This is a genomic window from Algoriphagus halophilus (assembly GCF_900129785.1).
Taxonomy (GTDB): Bacteria; Bacteroidota; Bacteroidia; order Cytophagales; family Cyclobacteriaceae; genus Algoriphagus; species Algoriphagus halophilus.
The window spans coordinates 1,334,430-1,352,195 of the sequence record NZ_FSRC01000001.1; the positions used below are offsets into that span (position 1 = coordinate 1,334,430).

16 protein-coding genes are annotated in these 17,766 nt (G+C 38.5%); 2 read left to right on the top strand and 14 right to left on the bottom strand.

Features of this window, described 5'->3' with window-relative positions; genetic code table 11:
• Positions 1-125: 125 nt before the first annotated feature.
• Both BUR11_RS05705 and BUR11_RS05710 read right to left on the bottom strand, forming a co-directional pair.
• A complete protein-coding gene (locus BUR11_RS05705) occupies positions 126-554 on the bottom strand; it encodes a hypothetical protein (protein WP_074223827.1) in 429 nt (142 codons plus the stop codon).
• A gap of 261 nt (positions 555-815) precedes the next feature.
• A complete protein-coding gene (locus BUR11_RS05710) occupies positions 816-2,015 on the bottom strand; it encodes a DUF418 domain-containing protein (protein WP_074223828.1) in 1,200 nt (399 codons plus the stop codon).
• A gap of 277 nt (positions 2,016-2,292) precedes the next feature.
• Here BUR11_RS05710 and BUR11_RS05715 point away from each other — a divergent pair, with 277 nt between their 5' ends.
• Positions 2,293-4,371, top strand: a complete 2,079-nt coding sequence (locus BUR11_RS05715) for a S9 family peptidase (protein ID WP_074225132.1) — start codon at positions 2,293-2,295, stop codon at positions 4,369-4,371.
• A 324-nt stretch (positions 4,372-4,695) separates the two neighbouring features.
• Here BUR11_RS05715 and BUR11_RS05720 read toward each other — a convergent pair whose 3' ends face one another.
• From BUR11_RS05720 to BUR11_RS05775, 12 genes are all read right to left on the bottom strand, one after another.
• A complete protein-coding gene (locus BUR11_RS05720; RefSeq protein WP_074223829.1) occupies positions 4,696-5,169 on the bottom strand; it encodes a DinB family protein in 474 nt (157 codons plus the stop codon).
• 180 nt (positions 5,170-5,349) lie between these two features.
• Positions 5,350-5,691, bottom strand: a complete 342-nt coding sequence (locus BUR11_RS05725) for a hypothetical protein (RefSeq protein ID WP_074223830.1) — start codon at positions 5,689-5,691, stop codon at positions 5,350-5,352.
• A gap of 148 nt (positions 5,692-5,839) precedes the next feature.
• Positions 5,840-6,721, bottom strand: a complete 882-nt coding sequence (locus tag BUR11_RS05730; protein ID WP_074223831.1) for an MBL fold metallo-hydrolase — start codon at positions 6,719-6,721, stop codon at positions 5,840-5,842.
• A 237-nt stretch (positions 6,722-6,958) separates the two neighbouring features.
• Positions 6,959-8,116: an esterase gene (locus tag BUR11_RS05735; protein WP_074223832.1), complete on the bottom strand. Its 1,158-nt coding sequence runs from the start codon at positions 8,114-8,116 to the stop codon at positions 6,959-6,961.
• A 45-nt stretch (positions 8,117-8,161) separates the two neighbouring features.
• Positions 8,162-9,034 (bottom strand): alpha/beta hydrolase, encoded by an 873-nt coding sequence (locus tag BUR11_RS05740; RefSeq protein WP_074225133.1) that lies wholly within the window; start codon positions 9,032-9,034, stop codon positions 8,162-8,164.
• 64 nt (positions 9,035-9,098) lie between these two features.
• The gene (locus BUR11_RS05745; protein ID WP_074223833.1) at positions 9,099-10,295 is read right to left on the bottom strand and encodes an esterase; all 1,197 of its coding nucleotides are present in this window, start codon (positions 10,293-10,295) and stop codon (positions 9,099-9,101) included.
• 224 nt (positions 10,296-10,519) lie between these two features.
• Complete coding sequence (locus BUR11_RS05750) at positions 10,520-10,948, bottom strand: DUF6197 family protein (RefSeq protein ID WP_074223834.1); 429 nt, start codon at positions 10,946-10,948, stop codon at positions 10,520-10,522.
• 208 nt (positions 10,949-11,156) lie between these two features.
• A complete protein-coding gene (locus BUR11_RS05755) occupies positions 11,157-11,786 on the bottom strand; it encodes a DUF2306 domain-containing protein (RefSeq protein WP_074223835.1) in 630 nt (209 codons plus the stop codon).
• A 74-nt stretch (positions 11,787-11,860) separates the two neighbouring features.
• Positions 11,861-12,442, bottom strand: a complete 582-nt coding sequence (locus BUR11_RS05760; RefSeq protein ID WP_074223836.1) for an alpha-ketoglutarate-dependent dioxygenase AlkB — start codon at positions 12,440-12,442, stop codon at positions 11,861-11,863.
• Between the two features lie 21 nt (positions 12,443-12,463).
• On the bottom strand, positions 12,464-12,958 hold the full coding sequence (locus tag BUR11_RS05765) for an SRPBCC family protein (RefSeq protein WP_074223837.1): 495 nt from the start codon (positions 12,956-12,958) through the stop codon (positions 12,464-12,466).
• A gap of 72 nt (positions 12,959-13,030) precedes the next feature.
• Positions 13,031-13,609 (bottom strand): GDP-mannose pyrophosphatase NudK, encoded by a 579-nt coding sequence (gene nudK / locus BUR11_RS05770; RefSeq protein WP_074223838.1) that lies wholly within the window; start codon positions 13,607-13,609, stop codon positions 13,031-13,033.
• 79 nt (positions 13,610-13,688) lie between these two features.
• Positions 13,689-14,795: an alanine racemase gene (locus BUR11_RS05775; protein ID WP_074223839.1), complete on the bottom strand. Its 1,107-nt coding sequence runs from the start codon at positions 14,793-14,795 to the stop codon at positions 13,689-13,691.
• A gap of 328 nt (positions 14,796-15,123) precedes the next feature.
• Between BUR11_RS05775 and alaS the strand changes: the two genes are divergently transcribed.
• Positions 15,124-17,748 (top strand): alanine--tRNA ligase, encoded by a 2,625-nt coding sequence (alaS, locus tag BUR11_RS05780; RefSeq protein ID WP_074223840.1) that lies wholly within the window; start codon positions 15,124-15,126, stop codon positions 17,746-17,748.
• The last annotated feature ends 18 nt before the right edge of the window (positions 17,749-17,766 follow it).

Below are 17,766 nucleotides of genomic sequence, written 5' to 3' on the forward strand. Positions count from 1 at the left end.
AAAAAATGAATATCAATTGGGGAGAGGCAGCATAAGAAAGGATTAAAAAAAGTACAAACTTGAAATGATCTTCCTCTTTGGCGATCAAGTTAAAATGAGCATGCTTACTTCATCTGATTTCAAGTTTATTCATTATAACAGTTGCAATACTTTTCCATCGCTTCAAAATATGCATGCCACATTTTCAATAATGTAGCCAACAATGCAAGTACATCTACAGCCGTTCCAATAGCTCCAAATAATCCCAAACCAGTTAATATTTTCTTCAATGCAGATCGAGCAGCAGCTTTCCCTGCTGCACCTGCCGCTACCACAGTCAGGGATCCTTTGAAGAGGTCTGCAGCACCATTTAATCCTACTTCAGTAAGACCTTGTAGAAAAACTTTCCAACAACAATTTTTACATTCCAAGATTGCTACACTAGGAGTCTCACATTCTATTGGACTAGGCTGGCAATGCATGTAGTCTTCCACAGACTCTCCCGTGACATGGCGTGTGGCCAGGTCCAGCGCTCCTCCAAAAGGTATCCAAGTTGACAGGTCTCTCCAGCCCATAAATGTTTTTGATTTTTAGGGTCAAACCAGGATTCAATCAAAAAGTCAATAGTAATAAACTTATAAAAGTCTAAACAAATCAAGCTTTAACTGAAAATACGAAAATCCAATCAAAAAATCTATAAACACCCCGAAATTCAACTATATAGGATTTGGAGATTACTGGGTGTAATGGATATGGCCATTGCTTAAAATGGAAATCAACTATTCAAAGATTTTGTTAGACTTTGATCAGAGGGATGGGTATGAGAATCATTCAGCTCAATTCTTCCTTATCGGGATCAATTTACTGTAAGTAAAGCACCTCCATAGCCATTCCAATGGGCCAAAATGGTAATACGTTAACCAGATTTTACTGTAGATCAGTTGGGTGATGAAAAGAGTGGTAGCTATCAAAAAAGTTTGTGACGGACTCATTTTTTCATACCAACCTAATCCAATATTTGAAAAGAGCATTAAACCATACACACTCTGCATCAGGTAATTGGTAAGGGCCATTTTTCCTGCATATTGTAAAGGTCTAATCAGTTTTTTCCAAGGTGTTTTGTACCAGATATAGGCAAGTAACCAAAGGTAAAATAGCCCAAAGGCCAAGTCGGACAAGTACATGGTTTTGAACAAGAAAGGCCTGACGAGTTCATTCCTATAAATTTCAGTATTTGGCAGGATGAAAAGGAAGGTCAATCGATACATGTTACTCCACACAATCACCCATAAAACAGGTTTTTGAGATTGATCGATGAAGTTCTCCAGCCGATTCTGGAGATTATTTTTTCCAAAATAGGCTCCCAATAAAAACATGGAAAATGCCAATGGTCCCAAATATGCAAATAGCAAAGGAAGGTTTGCTAGGTAATTATGGATTCGGAAAACAATGCCTTCTGAATAAGGACCATTTCTTAAAATTGAAGTGATTTTTTCAGATGTATATCCTTGTAAAAAACTTCCTGGATCAAAATGAGTCAAATCCATTAGCCATACTGCGACTGGATCATAATAAGGGAATAACAAAACCAACACACTCAAAGCCAAAATCCAGGAGTTTTTCAAAGGAATGACTCCTACGATCAATAATCCTAGCAAGGCGTAAAGATGGATTACATCTCCGTCCCAAAGGAAAAGGATATGTGCAATTCCGAGCAGAAATAGAAAGAGCATCCTTTTTCCAAAGAAGCTAAATTTCAAGTTGTTGTTTTTCTTGAGTTTGATGGCTTGCATCGAGATGCCTAAGCCAAAAAGGAAAGAGAAAATCGGAAAGAATTTACTATAAAAAAATAGCTGAAGTATTCTGACTGTCCATTCGTCCAGAGGTGAGGTCCATTTAGCGCTGAATGTTTCCTGGTTGGGGAATGCACAATTCATGATTTCAATGTTGACCACAAAGATTCCAAAAACTGCAAAACCGCGAAAAATATCCAATAATTCAATTCTTTGATTTATTGGAGTTTTTAGATCCATCATTCGATTTTGTTTCAAGTGCTAAAAATGGGGATTTTTATTTGAATCCTTTGGTTCGCTTATTGAATCAGAGAAAAGGGACCTTCTCTTTTGGAAGGGTATAAAAGACCCATTTTTGTCTACTGATTGAGCAACCTTTAAAAAATTAGTATTGCTTTCAGAGTTTTATTTTAAAAATGATCTATTTGATCAGGAACTGATTCCGTTGATCATTATTGGATCCTATTTTAGGATAAAAAATAGTAACATTGGGGTTGAAATATTTAACCCAAATTATTTTATGAAGAATAAGTTCTTCCTGGGAATGGCAGTAGCAATTGCTACTACTATTTCGATGACACAGGCTCAGGATAAATTGAAAAGCATGCCTGGCTATGAGCAATACCAAAAAGTTGCTCCCCAAATTTATAGCTCCGTAAAATCTGGTGCCATCAATGCAGATTGGAATGAGGAAGGAAATGCATTTGAATATACCTTGGATGGCAAACGTTTCTCGTACTCTATCAAATCTAAATCTTCCACTGAACTAGGGGAAGCCACACCTACCCCAAGAAGGAGATATAATGGTCCAGCTAGAGGGAGACAATATGATTCGGCCGAATCACCAGATGGTCAATTGAAAGCCTTTACCAAGGACAGAAATATGTACCTCAGCAATCCTGATGGTAGCAATGTAATGGCTATTACTACTGATGGCAATGAAGAAAATCAGGTAAAATATGGGATTGCTACCTGGGTTTATGGAGAAGAGTTGGGACAGAACACGGCCATGTGGTGGTCTCCAGATAGCAAAAAAATCGCCTTCTACAGATTTGTAGAAAAGGATGTGAAAAAATATTATGTGCTCTTGGATCAATTGAGCCTTTATGATTCTTTGGAAATAGAAGCCTATCCTAAAGTGGGCGAACCAAATCTTCCAGTTGATTTGATGGTCTATGATTTGGAGACGAAAGAAATCACAGAATTGGATATTAGAGATGGAAAGCCTTTCAATGATGGTGATTTAGGAACATATATCTATGGAATGTCCTGGACTCCAGATGGGAAAGAGTTGCTTTTCCATTCTACCAACAGGCTTCAAAATATCATGGAGCTTCGGGCTGCAGATCCTGAAACCGGAAAAAGCAGAACAGTGATTCGTGAAGAGTGGTTGCCAAGTTTTGTAGTCAATACTCCTGAAATGGTAGTGTTGGAAGATGGGGAACATTTTATTTGGGCTTCCGAAAGATCAGGTTTTAAAAACTACTACCTGTATAATTTTGACGGAACTTTGGTAAATGAGATCACTTCTCATCCATTTGAGGTCGCAAATATCGTTCAGGTAGATGAGGAGAAAGGACAACTTTACTATATGGCACGTTCCGGTGAAAACCATATGTTGATGCAATTGCATCGAGTAAAGCTAGATGGAACCAAAGATATCCGTTTGACAGATCCAACTTTAAACCACGCTGTATCGATCGCTCCGGGAGGAAAATACTTTGTGGATGTTGCCCAAGCGCATGATGTGGCACCTTTTTCCAATTTGGTAGATGCCAAAGGAAAAGTGGTGGCAGAATTGGCAAAGAGTGACATGAGTAAGTTTGAAGAACTGGGATTGAAAAAAGTAGAAGTGTATACTTTTACCTCCGCAGACGGGGTGACTGAACTTCATGGAATGATTCATTTCCCTTCTAACTTTGATCCTTCCAAAAAATATCCGGTCATCTTAAGTAATTATGGAGGTCCTGCGACTAACGCATTCAGAGAGACTTTTGTATACCCTGATCCATTGACTGAATATGGTTTCTTGGTATTGAATATCGATGGAAGAAACGTTAGAGGTAGAGGAAAGAAATTGTTGGACCAATTATATCGCAACTTGGGTCTGGTAGAAATGGATGATTTTGCGGAAGGTATCAAAGCACTCCATGATAGACCTTATTTTGATCAAGATAGAGTAGGGGTTTATGGAACTTCCTATGGAGGGACAACTTCAGCTACCATGCTACTCAGATTTCCTGAATTGATTCATGCTGCAGTTGCAAACTCTTCTGTAACGGATTGGAGAAATTATGACAACATCTACACAGAACGTTTCATGGGTACATTAGAGACCAACTTGGAAGGTTACAATAGATTTAGTCTGATGGATATGGCAGATCAGCTACAAGGTGAGTTGCTATTATTCTATGGAACAGCAGACAACAATGTACATCCATCCAATACACTCCAGCTGATTAAAGCATTCCAAAATGCCGGAAAAAGTATTGAGGTTCAAATTGCCCCTGACGGAGGCCATACTGCCCTAAACCGTGAAAGAATGATGGAGTTTTTCATCGAACACCTTGTGACGGATTATCAAAAAGTAGTGAGATAACCTTAACTTCTCAGTTAATTAAGCCCTGATCAGAATTCTGGTTAGGGCTTTTTTTGATTGATACATTACAATTATTGAGGTTGTTCAAAAGCTGATCTTTATAGGAATGATCATAGAAAGTCCTTCAATCATGGATCATGCTTTTTCAAGAAACTGGTGGGTAGCGCATTGCAGGAATCATTCCGATGATCCTGGAAAACTAATTGCTTTGAGGCATTGTAAGGATTAGTTTTTTTAATTATAAAAAACTAATAATCAATTAATTGAATCAGGTGTGTTAATCTGATTATTTGAGTTTGGTTTGGTCAAAAATTGAGATAGGAATTAGTTATTGGTTTCATTAACCAAACGGATCAATAATGAAATTTGACCTAAGTGGTAGATGTCATGGTGAAGGATTCCCATAATGAGTTCATAATGGTTGAATTGTTTGTCACCAAATGGCCTTTCAAAAATTGTTTTTTCAAGATTTTTTAAAAATTCCAACCAGTCTTCCTGGGAATCTTTCAAACGTACCAAAGTATGTTCCCATTCCAACTCGGTTGGGTTTACCACCGGATAAAGGTAATTATGATCTGGACTTATATACCCATTTTGAGGAATCCCTTGAAGTATTACTTCTCTCCAACCTATGATATGATTCAATATTTCCCAAATGGAATTGGATCCAGGAGAAAATTTATGAGCAGCCATTTCAGGAGTGATCTGTTGAAGCTTTTTTGTGAAATTTACTCCCAGCCAAGGGTTTCCATCGTACTGTTTTTCGAAAAGACTCCTGATTCTCAACGTTTCTTTCATAGGACACGATGGGTTTGACTTTAAAGTACAAAATGAACATGAAATACCCATGTTCTAGGTATGGAATTAACCCAGAATTTAAAAAATGGTTTACCACTTGGTAGAAAGGGGGGATAGAATCAAACCAGAGGTCCAGATTTAAGAAAATTCAAACCCTGACAAGAGATTTGTTTCCAGCTTTTATTTCAATGGTTTAATCAATAGGGTATACTTGATATCTGAATCTAAATACTTCATGGGCATGGGGTCATTGGATTCCATCTCTGCCATTGGCATGCTTCTTTCTGGTAATGGGGACCCTTGAATTAGATTCAATTCACGATTTAAAGGAATAACTCTTCCATTTTTTTCTTCAAGAGATTTTAATTGGGAATAGGGAGTTTGGTTTTCAAAAGGGTTGATAGATTTTCCTTTAAAATCATTCAAAGGAGTTCCAATTTTGAACTCTTTGCCTAATTCTTGAGCTTTGGCTTGAAAAATTGCGATAGCAAGAAAAAATCCAGTTAAGTAAAACAGTTTCATTTGTTTATAATTTTGGACACATTTAAAATACGATAAAAGGTAAAATTAGTTATTGGTAATTCAAGGTTAAAAAAGTTTAAAACCCCTTTTAACAAAAAAGCATTGCCTTCTGACAATGCTTTCATATAGCTACCAACTTTTACTTTTTTTAATCCACCGTTTTAAATACCGATTCAATAAATCGCTCGGGATTAATGAAACCCTTTCCAAACGCTTCATCCCATTCCTTTGAAAGTCCCATTTTCTGAATTTCATCAAGATCTTTACCAGCGTCTTTTTGAGCTTTTACTCGTTCTCTTACCGTATCAATCATATCTCTATATGCTTTTAAGGTAGCTCGATCGGAGACTTTTCCATGACCAGGAATGATTTTGGTTCGATCATTTACTATAAAAAGAGCCCTGTTTAAATTGGTGATCAAACCTTCTATATCACCATTTGAATTGATGTCAATAAAAGGATACCCACCGTTTGGAAAATTGTCTCCTAAATGAATGACATTGCTTTCAGGAAAATAGATGAAAGAATCTCCATCCGTATGCGCATTTTCCATGTGGAAGATCATCATGGTATTATTTGGATCAAGATGGATGCTCATTTCATCAGTAAAAGTAATTTCAGGTAGTGCTTGGTAAGGAGTGGTTGAAACAGTCTCTCCAGCTCGAGGTTGACTCATTCTTCTTCTTACAGCCTCATTTGCGACCACTATAGCTCCTTGATTGGCCATATTTTCATTTCCTCCTGTATGGTCTCCATGCCAATGTGTATTGACCACATACTTGAGCGGTTTATCTGTGATGCCTCTAACGGCAGTCAGAATTTTTTCAGAAAGTTGTCCAAATTGATCATCGATCATATATGCATAATCTTCACCGACTGCCAGTCCTATATTTCCGCCTGACCCAAATAGCACATAGATATTTGGAGCTAATTGTTCTGAGGTGATGGTGACATTCTCCATTCCTGATTGTGCTTTTAATAAGCCCGAGAAGGAGAGGCATACGAACATAATGAAGGTAAATTTTTTCATAGGATGGTTTTAATTGAAGGCTAAAAGGTGAGTGTGTTTTATTTTAATCCTGAAGCGAAATGATTCAAATCCATTACTAAATATAGCATATAAGGGACTTGATAGTTAGAATAATACAACAGCAATAGTTGGAAGATGTTATGGGATGATTTATCAATTCCATGTCAAATACCTTCTCTTAACTATTCATTAATTCAAAAAAAGCGAAGTCGAAACTTCGCTTTTCCTATGAACTCTTTAAAATAACATGGGAGCAAACATACTTAAGTAATCTCTCCAGTTTGCCCAGGTGTGACCACCTTCGCTTTCATGATATTCATGTTCGAAGCCAGTTTTATCTAAGATGGAAAGCAATCTCTTGTTTGAATCCATTACAAAATCTGTTTTTCCACATCCAACCCAATATTTCGATACTCCGCTTTCCTTTAGGGTTAAGAATTTCTTCTCTAGCGCCTCCATATCGGCATTTGCATCAAATATTCCACTGCTAAATACCCCAATGTATCCAAAGGTACCTGGATACTCAATAGAAGCGGTAATGGTGTGACCACCCCCCATAGATAACCCTGCTAAAGCTCTTCCTTCCTTACTTTTGATTACTCTGTAGTGCTTTTCAATGTAAGGGACAACATCTTCCACTAAACTTTTTTCAAATTTCCCTTGAAACTGCATGTAGTTTTCTCTAGTTACAGATTCAATTCCCGGTCTGTTCCTTAAGGTACTTGTTTGCCAAGCATTGCCATTGGTCATGACAATTAACATGGGTTTGGCTTTGCCCTCCGCAATTAAATTGTCTAAAATTTCGTTTGCCCTTCCCAGTGCTGACCAGGCATCTTCATCACCTCCAGCGCCATGAAGTAAATATAGAACAGGATAGTTTTCGTTGCTGGATTCGTACCCGGGAGGAGTATAAACATACATTCTTCTATTGCTTTCCAGGGTAGGAGAAGAGTACCAAACCTTTGATAAAGATCCATGAGGAACATCATTTAATTCAAAAACTTCTGCCCCTGAACCTGGCACCATTAACAGACTTGCATATCGGGTTCCATCTCTTAAGGCATGAGGATTGGTAGGGTCTATGGCAGAAACTCCGTCAATGAAGAAATTATAGTGATACATGGTGGACTCAAGAGGATCAATTGTGACTGACCATACGCCATTTTCTCCTTTGGTCAGGGGTAACCTTTCTCCAAATTCCATCCAACTTCCATAGACCGTAACAGCATTGGCTTCGGGAGAAAATACGCGAAAACTAACCGAATTATCCCTAGCCACTTCAGGAGAAACGACTTTTGGGGCTTGCATGGCACTGATTTCTTGTGCCCTTGTGGAGTATAGACTACCCAGGAATAGGAGCGTAGCTAAGACCGGTTTAAAATAGCGATGTTTCATAGTTTGAGTTATTATTGTTGTCAAGCGTTGTATTTCAATGTTAGATTAATAGGAAGCCATACTACTGGCTTCTCTGAAAATATTGGTCACGAAAGGTAAAGCCAGGTACAGAGCAGAATGCCAGTATTCCCAGGTATGCCCTCCATCTCGCACCCGGAGCTGATAGGGAATTCCTTTCGCATTTAAGGCAGCTACAAATTCCATGTTTGGAGTGAATGTGAAATCATCATCTCCACAATCAATAAACCAAGCCACTGTTTTCAATTTTTGTACTTGCTCCTCGGAGGATCCCAATAGCAATTTGACTGTGTTGTTTTCCTCTACCAGGGATTGTAGCCTTTCTACCGCAGGGTCATTAGGATCGACAAAGGATAAATCCATTCTATATAGGTAGCCACTCATGGCATAGGCTGCAGAGAACATTTCCGGGTGGTGTTGGGCATAAACTATTGTGCCTCCACCTCCCATGGATAAACCTGCGATGGCTCTATGGTTCTTATCACCAATCACCCGATAGGTACTTTCTATATAGGGGATTAATTCTTGAAAGAAATAATCCTCGTATTTCCACTCCGGATGGTTAAAATAATTCATGTGGTCTTTACCTGCTTCCGGGCAGACTATAATCATTTCTGTTGCATCTTTGGAATCGATGATTTGATTGGCCACCTCAGCTAAATTTGCCTTTTCCGGCCAATCGGTATGTGCACCACCCCCACCATGCAATAGGTAGAGTACTGGATAAGCCTTATCTGGATCAGTGGAATAGCTTTTAGGAAGATAGATGGCAAATTCCCGATCCTTTCCCAGGATTTCACTCGGCATACTTGCGTACTCAACCTTGCCCATTGCAGGCATTTGAGCAAAGCCTTGTACCGAGTAAAGGCCAACTAAGAAAATGAAAGAAATGATTTTCATGGGTCCATTCATGATTAAATAGAAAAAAACAGCCTAGCAAAATTTAATTCCACTAGGCAATTGATTATTTAAATAATTGAGGGGCAAACTGTGTTAAATACACTCTCCAGTTTCTCCAAATATGACCACCTTCGGACTCCACATATTCATAAGGCATATTCATGGAATCAAGTTTTGCTCTGAATTCTTTATTGGCCTCATACAAGAAATCAGTTTTACCAATGGCAATCCAATATAATTCGTATCCATTATCCATTTGGTTTTTTAGAGTTTCATCGAAATTTGAATAAACTCTTCCTGTAGCATCTTCCCGAGGCATGATGGCTGCAGAGAATAACCCTATGTAATCAAACATATTTGGGTAATGTCTTGAAATATGCAAAGTATGGAACCCACCCATTGAAAGGCCAGCAATTGCTCTATTGGCTTTATTTGCTTTTACCTGGTAATTGGCTTCTACAAACCTGATGATGTCCATAAAGTTGTCTTCATAAGTTCCATCCATAGTTTTTGGAACCATAAACTGTGGCTTATAGAAACCGTCACTTCCTTCCCCTGGAGCTCCGTCTTGAATGACATTACCATTAGGCATCACCACAATCATTGGTTTAGCTTTTCCTTGAGCAATCAAATTATCCATGATTTGGGCCGTTCTTCCTAATGAGACCCAAGCTTCTTCATCTCCTCCAGCACCATGCAGTAAATAAAGTACAGGGAATTGCTCGTTTGACTGCTCATATCCTGGAGGTGTATAAATCGTGATTCTTCTATCCATTCCCAATCCGGGAGAGTCGTACCACCTTTTTGCTACGGTACCATGAGGAACATCATTTACTCTATAGAAGGAAGCTTGTCCTTCCCCTACAATAAATATATTGGTGATGGAAGCAACGTCTCTAATTAAAAATGGGTTATTAGGGTCAGTAGATCTCAAACCATCTATTAGGAAGGAGTAATTGTAAAGCTCCGGTGATAGGGGTTGGGAGGTAAAAGACCATACACCTTTATCATCTTTTATCAATTCCGCTTTACCAGGTGCATCCATCATGCCTCTCGGAGTTTCGACTTTGACTGTAGGAAGAAAGTCCCCCGTTACTTCTATTTTCTCTGCTTCTGGGGCAAAGAATCTAAATGTGACGGATCCATCTTCGTGGATTTCTGGAGAAGTAATCTGCTGAGCTCCAAATAAGGCTTCTTGTGCATAGGACTGAGTTCCAATCAAGAGGGTAATCAAAATCGCAATCCAAAGATTTTTTTTCATTTGAATAAATGGTTTCAGGTTATAAAAAGGGTTTGAATCAAATTGATTTTCAAGCTTAAATCTATTGTTTCAAAATGACAAATACTAAAAAAGAGGCATAAATTTCTCTCAAACAGCTTTTTAAAACTATTTCTATGGGTTTGCCCCATGTTTTTAATAAGAGTTAATGAGGTAGATTGAATTAGTTGAAAAAAATGAGCAATGATTTAATACGGGATACTAAATTATTTGCCGTGTTTTAGTTGGGTCTGGACAACTTCCAATGCTTCCTCCAACACCATCTTAACTTCTTCAAAAGTGGTATTGGAGTGATTGTTCCAGTCCATTAATCGATGGGCAGTTACTCTACCATCCTCGTACTTTTCCAAGGTAAATCGAACTTGTTGCATCCCCGCTCTACGATGCACATATTCTCCAGTAACGTCCATGGAAGCTTTGAAAAGTGCACAAAATAGGCTGTAGCTTTTGTTTTCAATATCATCCTCACATTCCCGGTCATCATTTTTATTCCAAACAGAAGAATCCTGAAGGATCAAGCTCGCTTGTTGGATAATTTTAAAATCTAAGGAGTCAAATGTTAGGTTTCTGTCTTCTGATTGCGAAAAAGAAATGTAGGGTATCAGGAGAAAGAGAATGATTAGGGCATTTTTCATATTGAATCAAATTGGTAGGTATTCTCTCCGAAGAATTACTAGTGGTAACCATCGAGAGTTGCAGCATTTTAGGTAAAATCAAAAACTCCTTCAGCACCTCAAAGGAAGTGAATGTATTCGCTGGTCGGGTTCCAGCAGCTCCAGATTATTAACTAATGTAAGAATAAATAAAATGTTGAACTGCAATGATTTGCATATTGAAAATCCATTATGCTATACCCGGCCTTTTATTTCTGCTTCGAACGATCCAATAGGCAACCAGCATATTTGGAACCCAGCAAAGCCATGCGACTATTCTATAGGCCGGGATAAATTCTCCAAAGATGCTTTCTAAAATAGGTAAATAAATACGCAACGTCACAGCGGCGAAACATGCCGCATAGCTAAAAATCATCCAGTCTTCATGTGCATCAAAATTTTTGGTTTTGGCAGTTTTCCAACCCATTAGACTGGTTATTAACCAAGTGAATCCTAAAGCTAAAAATCCCCCACTTGCAACCATTCCACCAGCAGTATATGTGGCTACATAAATACCGCTAAGACTTGATATAAAAGCTGCAGTTACATAAGCCATTCCGATCCTTTTATGGAGTTTTCGGTTTTTATCCCGTAATTTTTGATTGAATTGGATCCACCCAATGGCAAGGGCTATCCCTCCAAAAACTATATGTGAATAGAAATTTCCATTCCAGAATAGGCTGTTTAATTGTTCCGGAGCTTTGGAGTTTAATATTCCAAATTGACGCCCAAAAATGAAATAAAGGATAGGGTAGATGCCAATTACCATACTGAGAAAGGCAAATAGCCACCACGTAAATTTATGTTGGAATAATTTCATCCTTTATACAGGAATAAGGTCAGAGATGTAAAATACTAAATTGTAGTCATTAATAATGGACAAAGAAGAGCTCTTTAAGCCCCAAATTTTCTAAAAGTCAAATTGATTCGAGCGTTTTTATACTTAGGGTTCTCCGGAAGGGCATGCTCATATAATTCTTGGCAGTTATAACCCATAATAACCAAACTTCCATCTCCTAATTCTATGCTTGTCTTCTGACCATCCATTTTATTTCGAAGAACAAATTCACGAGCTTCTCCCAGACTTAAGGAAGGGATATAACTCGTGTTTCCAAAGGCCACAAAATCAGAATGGAAATCCACACCAGAGTTTCCATCTGGGTAATAGATGCAAACACATACCTGAAACTGATGGCCTGTAAATAATTCTATTTTTTCTTTGACGGCTTGCATTTCTTTTGACCAAACTGCTATGTTGCCCCAAATGTGGGAGGGAAGTTTATTCTCGTCAAAAAGGTTCTGATCCATGAACATGACTTTCCCAAAATTCACTGGGTGAGACACTCCATTTGCCAGTTTAACACTTCTATTGGTTAGGTCAAAGTTTTGGATAAGGTGCTTAAAAATTGCAGTTGATTCTTCTTTACTTATAAAGTCCGGGTAATATGCTGCCTCACAGGATAAGCCTAAATCCATTTGATGGTTAATTTCTAAAGCTTAACTAGTTTTTAAATAATTTTCCAGCTGGTCAAAAGTACCATTGAATCCCTCTTCCATCTGGGAGATACTCTCAGAAAAAATTTTATTTCCTGCATCAGTAGAATTATGAGGAAAGGAAACTAAATCAATTCGGGTATTCCCTTCCTGTTCATAGAATTCTAAATCCATGATCATTTCCAAAGGCCAATCAGGTCCAAAAGGTATTTCGGGAGCCTTTACAGTTTCGCCTGCTTCATTTGAAAAACAATTAATTACCTGAAGTTTAAAAGGTTCTTTAATGTTTAAAAAGGTCCATTTTGCCCACATGTCAAAGGCATCACTTTTCAATACGAAATGAAAAATTCCTTCTGGATGAAATTCGAATTTTTTTACTTCCATTTCAAATCCGGATGGACCCCACCATTTCATTAAATTGTCGGAAGAAGTAAAGGTTTCGTATACTTTTTTGATAGAATGAGGAAACGTTCTCGATAGGGTTAGTTGCTTGTACATAGTTAATTGGTCATGGTTTTCTTTTCGTAGAAAGAAGAGGATATCCACTACGGGTTGTTGGATTAATTCTCCTTAGAGGATCTGTTGTAGTTTCAGGTATTGAAGGAGCATGATGGTTTTGGCATCTTTTATTTCTCCTAAATTAACCATATTCATGGCTTGATCGAAAGGAATTTCAAGTACTTCAATGTTTTCTTCCTCATGATCTACTCCTCCACCATCACTCACCTTCATGTCCTTGGAATAGGCTGCAATAAAAAAGTATAAAATTTCAGTGACTGATCCAGGGGACATGTAGGCCTCAAACACCTTTTGAACATCTTGGATTTGGTATCCGGTTTCTTCCTCCGTTTCTCTTTTAATACAATCCTCTGGATTTTCCTGATCCAATAATCCCGCGCAAGCTTCAATCATCATTCCTGTTTCATTGCCATTGATATAGGTAGGAAGTCTAAATTGCCTGGTCAAAATCACCGTTTTTTGTGCTTGATTATATAATAAAATAGTGGCTCCATTGCCTCGGTCATAGGCTTCCCGGTTTTGGGTGATGACCGTACCATCTTTCTTGGTGAATTGGTAGGTTATTTTTTGAAGTTTGTACCAATTATCAGAGAGAATCTCTGTTTTCAATAATTTGATATGCTGGATCATGGATAGGGAATATTTGCTAAAAATGAAGCCCGAGAAATTCCCAGGCTTTAGTTACTCGAAGTTCTTAAAATTATGCTTTTTATTCATGAACTCCTTCAGCATGGTCTACCGTTTTTCCCTCCAGGGTCAAATATTCACCCATGGCATCAGCAGTCATACAGGAATGGACCGGTAGAATACCAAGGAGATCTCCAACTTTGACCTTGCTCAATAATTCGTCAGAGGCCTTGATGATGCCATGTTCCTGTGAGATACTTTTTAAGTAAGACCTGTCTTCAGGAATCGTCCATCCATCTTCGTTCAAGTAAACTACCTCGCCAAAGTTTTTATTTCCGTCTTGATCGATCAAAACATCTTTTGCCAAATGGACTCCACCTCCGTGTACCAAAATCTCTTTCCTGTCCTTTTTGATATCCACTACAGGGACGGCCAGGCAAACCGCAATATCTTCCTTATCACAACCTCCAAGATTAGACTGCATTAAATCGTAAAACACAAAATTCCCAGGCCCCATTTCATCAATATCGCCAAAGTCCTCCATCACGGCACATCCGGGTGTATCTCCAATTCGCGTAACCAGATCAGGGTATTCTGTACTGTATTTGGTTTTTAGCATGGATAAGGCATTCCTTGATTCCTCATAAATAGCTGGAATGTCTGGCATGTAGTAACTATGGCCAGGGTGAAGGTAAAATCCTTTAAAATTCAGTTGATCCGATTTTTTGGCAATCAACAAAATTTCTTCGATCAGACCGAAATCAGTCACTTCTACTCCTGTTCTTCCATAACCAGCATCAATTTCAATGAAAAAACCAACAGGATGATGGAGTTGCTCTGCAAGAATCTGAGCCGTTTTTGCATTGATGATTTGTACTGAAATGGATTGATTTTCGGCGATTTTATCAAGCTTAAGTGTTTCCAGTGGATTAAATGGGAAGGCAATATGTATGTTTTTCCAGCCCTCTCCACTCAAATATTCAGCCATTTTTATGGAAGAAACGGTCACTTCAGTGATTCCATAATCCTTAGCCCATTTTCCTATTTCCTTGGATTGCGCAGTTTTAAAATGCGGCACTAATTTCATGTGATGACGGGCTGCCTTATCAGCCATCTTTTTAATGTTGGCCCGGCAAATTTTTTCGTCCAGTAAAAGAGTTGGAGAGGTGATTAATTGGAGGTAGCTCATAATTAAAATAAAAGTAAATCCCAGAATTTTGTACTGAGATGAATTTGTAATTGAGTTTATTGATTTTTTTATGAAAGTAACTTCGGAAATGGAGAATAGAAAATTAAATCAAATGTTTCCATTGAAATCAACTACTCGGTTTCTATTCCTAAAATGCGAAAAATGTTAGTTTAAAGACAAAATTTTTGAACTCTACCATTGATGTATAGTGAATTCATAAGATTTTGAGGGCAGATGCAGGTAACACCGCCAATTCTATTAATTTTGTCACCCGATAAAATGGTTATTATTTAGCCAGATAGAGTTATAAATTGCCTCAAAACCTTTCATGGAAGCAAAGAAAATACGGAGTACCTTTATTGAGTTTTTCCAATCCAAGCAACATCATTACGTTCCTTCATCCCCGATTGTAGTTAAAAACGATCCTACGTTGATGTTTACCAATGCCGGGATGAACCAGTTTAAAGATGCTTTTTTAGGCAATGAAGTTGCCAAATATTCCCGTGTGGCCAATTCTCAGAAATGTCTTCGCGTCAGCGGAAAACATAATGATTTGGAAGAAGTGGGGGTGGACACCTACCATCATACCATGTTTGAGATGTTGGGAAACTGGTCTTTTGGAGATTATTTCAAAAAAGAAGCGATTGCATGGGCTTGGGAACTGTTGACAGAGGTGTACCAACTTCCCAAGGACCGTTTATATGTTTCCGTTTTTGAAGGAGATCAAGGAGATAACTTGGGCTTGGATCAAGAGGCTTTTGATTTTTGGAAGGAAATTGTTCCTGAAGATCGAATCATCATGGGTTCCAAAAAAGATAATTTTTGGGAGATGGGTGATACAGGTCCATGTGGTCCTTGCTCCGAAATCCATATTGATTTAAGACCTGATGCGGAACGTGCCACCATTGCAGGTAAGGATTTGGTCAACAATGATCATGAACAAGTCATTGAAATCTGGAATTTGGTGTTCATGCAATTCAATAGATTGGCTGATGGAAGTTTAAAGGAACTTCCTGCCAAGCATGTAGATACTGGGATGGGTTTTGAACGATTAGTGAGAGCCATTCAACAAAAATCTTCCAATTATGACACTGATTTGTTTGCTCCATTTTTGGCTGCATTGGAAAAGAAATCGGGAAAAGTATATGGTAAAGATGAACAAACTGACATTGCATTTCGGGTAATTGTCGATCATATCCGGGCAATCGCCTTTACCATTGCAGATGGTCAATTACCTTCCAATAATAAGGCAGGTTATGTGATTCGTAGAATTTTAAGGAGAGCGGTTCGCTATGGATATACCTTTTTGGGATTCCATGAACCCTTCTTATACGAGTTAACCTCCCTAATTTCTGAAAACTTTGGAGAGATTTTCCCTGAAGTAAAACAGCAACAAGAATTCATTTCTAAAGTGATCTACGAAGAAGAAGCTTCTTTCCTTCGCACTTTGGATAATGGCCTGAAGATCCTAGACCAAATTAAAGCGGAGTTAAAGGAGAAGAATGAGCATGTAATCCCTGGGAAAACGGCATTCGAACTATATGATACCTTCGGATTTCCTTTGGATTTAACCTCACTGATTGCTCGGGAAAACGGGTTGTCTTTGGATGAAAAGGGATTCAATGAGGAAATGGAAAAGCAAAAGTCCAGATCCCGTGCAGCTTCAGAATCTGAAACAGGAGATTGGGTCCTAGTTCATGAGGATTCAGGTGTTGAGTTCGTCGGCTATGATTTTCTAGAAACCTATTCATATATAACAAAATACAGGGTCGTTTCGGATAAAAAGGGAGATAAGTACCAAATCGTATTGGACAAAACACCATTTTACGCCGAAAGTGGAGGGCAGGTAGGTGATACAGGTTGGTTGGTTTCTGAAGAAGAGAAGATCAGAGTGATTGATACGAAGAAAGAGAATGACTTGATTGTTCATTTCGTTGAAAAGCTACCTGCTCATCCGAGAGTTAAATTTTCTGCTGAAGTAGATCGTGAAAAGCGAACACTCAGCATGAATAACCATACCGCAACCCACTTACTTCAATCTGCATTAAAGCAAGTTCTTGGGGATCATATTCAACAAAGGGGATCTTTGGTAAATGACCAATTACTGAGATTTGACTTTTCTCATTTCGGTAAAGTAACCGAAGAGGAGCTAGCTCAAGTGGAGGAAATCGTAAACGCCAAGATTCGGGAGAATATTCCCTTGGTAGAGCAGCGAAATGTACCGATTGAGGAAGCCAAGAAAATGGGAGCTACGGCACTATTTGGTGAAAAATATGGGGACTTTGTAAGAGTAATCACATTTGATCCAAGCTATTCTGTGGAACTTTGTGGTGGAACACATGTTCCTTATACAAGTCAAATCGGCTTGTTTAAGATTGTTTCTGAAGGTTCCAGTGCTTCTGGTGTCCGTAGGATAGAAGCAATAACCGCAAAGGCTGCTGAAGCAAGTTTGAGACAGCAGGATCATCTGGTGAAGGAGCTTCAGGAGCTTTTGAAAAATCCAAAAGATTTGAAGAAAGCATTGGAATCTTTGATCCAGGAGAGGAATGAATTGAAGAAAGAGGTAGAAAGTTTGCAGCAAGAAAAAGCTGGTGCGGTAAAAGGTGAACTACTGAAGCAATTTACAGAAGTGAATGGAGTCAATACCTTAATCGCTAAGGTTACTTTACCGAATGCTGACTCCTTGAAAAAGCTGGTGTACGAACTGAAAAATGAAGTAGAAAATGCATTCGTAATTCTTGCAGCAGACATAGATGGAAAACCACAGATAGCGGTGATGATAGAAGATTCTTTGGTGAAGGAAAAAGATCTGAATGCTGGTCAAATTGTAAGAGAACTAGCAAAACAGATAAAAGGTGGAGGCGGTGGCCAGCCGTTTTTTGCCACTGCAGGAGGAAAAGATCTCACTGGTCTAGAAAACGTAGTGAGCAAAGCCAAAGAATTGTACCTTTAAAAGACAGTAAAAAACGCT

What these genes read in the sequence shown, in the direction of transcription:
- BUR11_RS05705 (WP_074223827.1), bottom strand. Translation starts at nt 554, where the DNA reads ATGGGCTGGAGAGACCTGTCAACTTGGATACCTTTTGGAGGAGCGCTG.
- BUR11_RS05710 (WP_074223828.1), bottom strand. Translation starts at nt 2,015, where the DNA reads ATGATGGATCTAAAAACTCCAATAAATCAAAGAATTGAATTATTGGAT.
- BUR11_RS05715 (WP_074225132.1), top strand. Translation starts at nt 2,293, where the DNA reads ATGAAGAATAAGTTCTTCCTGGGAATGGCAGTAGCAATTGCTACTACT.
- BUR11_RS05720 (WP_074223829.1), bottom strand. Translation starts at nt 5,169, where the DNA reads ATGAAAGAAACGTTGAGAATCAGGAGTCTTTTCGAAAAACAGTACGAT.
- BUR11_RS05725 (WP_074223830.1), bottom strand. Translation starts at nt 5,691, where the DNA reads ATGAAACTGTTTTACTTAACTGGATTTTTTCTTGCTATCGCAATTTTT.
- BUR11_RS05730 (WP_074223831.1), bottom strand. Translation starts at nt 6,721, where the DNA reads ATGAAAAAATTTACCTTCATTATGTTCGTATGCCTCTCCTTCTCGGGC.
- BUR11_RS05735 (WP_074223832.1), bottom strand. Translation starts at nt 8,116, where the DNA reads ATGAAACATCGCTATTTTAAACCGGTCTTAGCTACGCTCCTATTCCTG.
- BUR11_RS05740 (WP_074225133.1), bottom strand. Translation starts at nt 9,034, where the DNA reads ATGAAAATCATTTCTTTCATTTTCTTAGTTGGCCTTTACTCGGTACAA.
- BUR11_RS05745 (WP_074223833.1), bottom strand. Translation starts at nt 10,295, where the DNA reads ATGAAAAAAAATCTTTGGATTGCGATTTTGATTACCCTCTTGATTGGA.
- BUR11_RS05750 (WP_074223834.1), bottom strand. Translation starts at nt 10,948, where the DNA reads ATGAAAAATGCCCTAATCATTCTCTTTCTCCTGATACCCTACATTTCT.
- BUR11_RS05755 (WP_074223835.1), bottom strand. Translation starts at nt 11,786, where the DNA reads ATGAAATTATTCCAACATAAATTTACGTGGTGGCTATTTGCCTTTCTC.
- BUR11_RS05760 (WP_074223836.1), bottom strand. Translation starts at nt 12,442, where the DNA reads ATGGATTTAGGCTTATCCTGTGAGGCAGCATATTACCCGGACTTTATA.
- BUR11_RS05765 (WP_074223837.1), bottom strand. Translation starts at nt 12,958, where the DNA reads ATGTACAAGCAACTAACCCTATCGAGAACGTTTCCTCATTCTATCAAA.
- nudK (WP_074223838.1), bottom strand. Translation starts at nt 13,609, where the DNA reads ATGATCCAGCATATCAAATTATTGAAAACAGAGATTCTCTCTGATAAT.
- BUR11_RS05775 (WP_074223839.1), bottom strand. Translation starts at nt 14,795, where the DNA reads ATGAGCTACCTCCAATTAATCACCTCTCCAACTCTTTTACTGGACGAA.
- alaS (WP_074223840.1), top strand. Translation starts at nt 15,124, where the DNA reads ATGGAAGCAAAGAAAATACGGAGTACCTTTATTGAGTTTTTCCAATCC.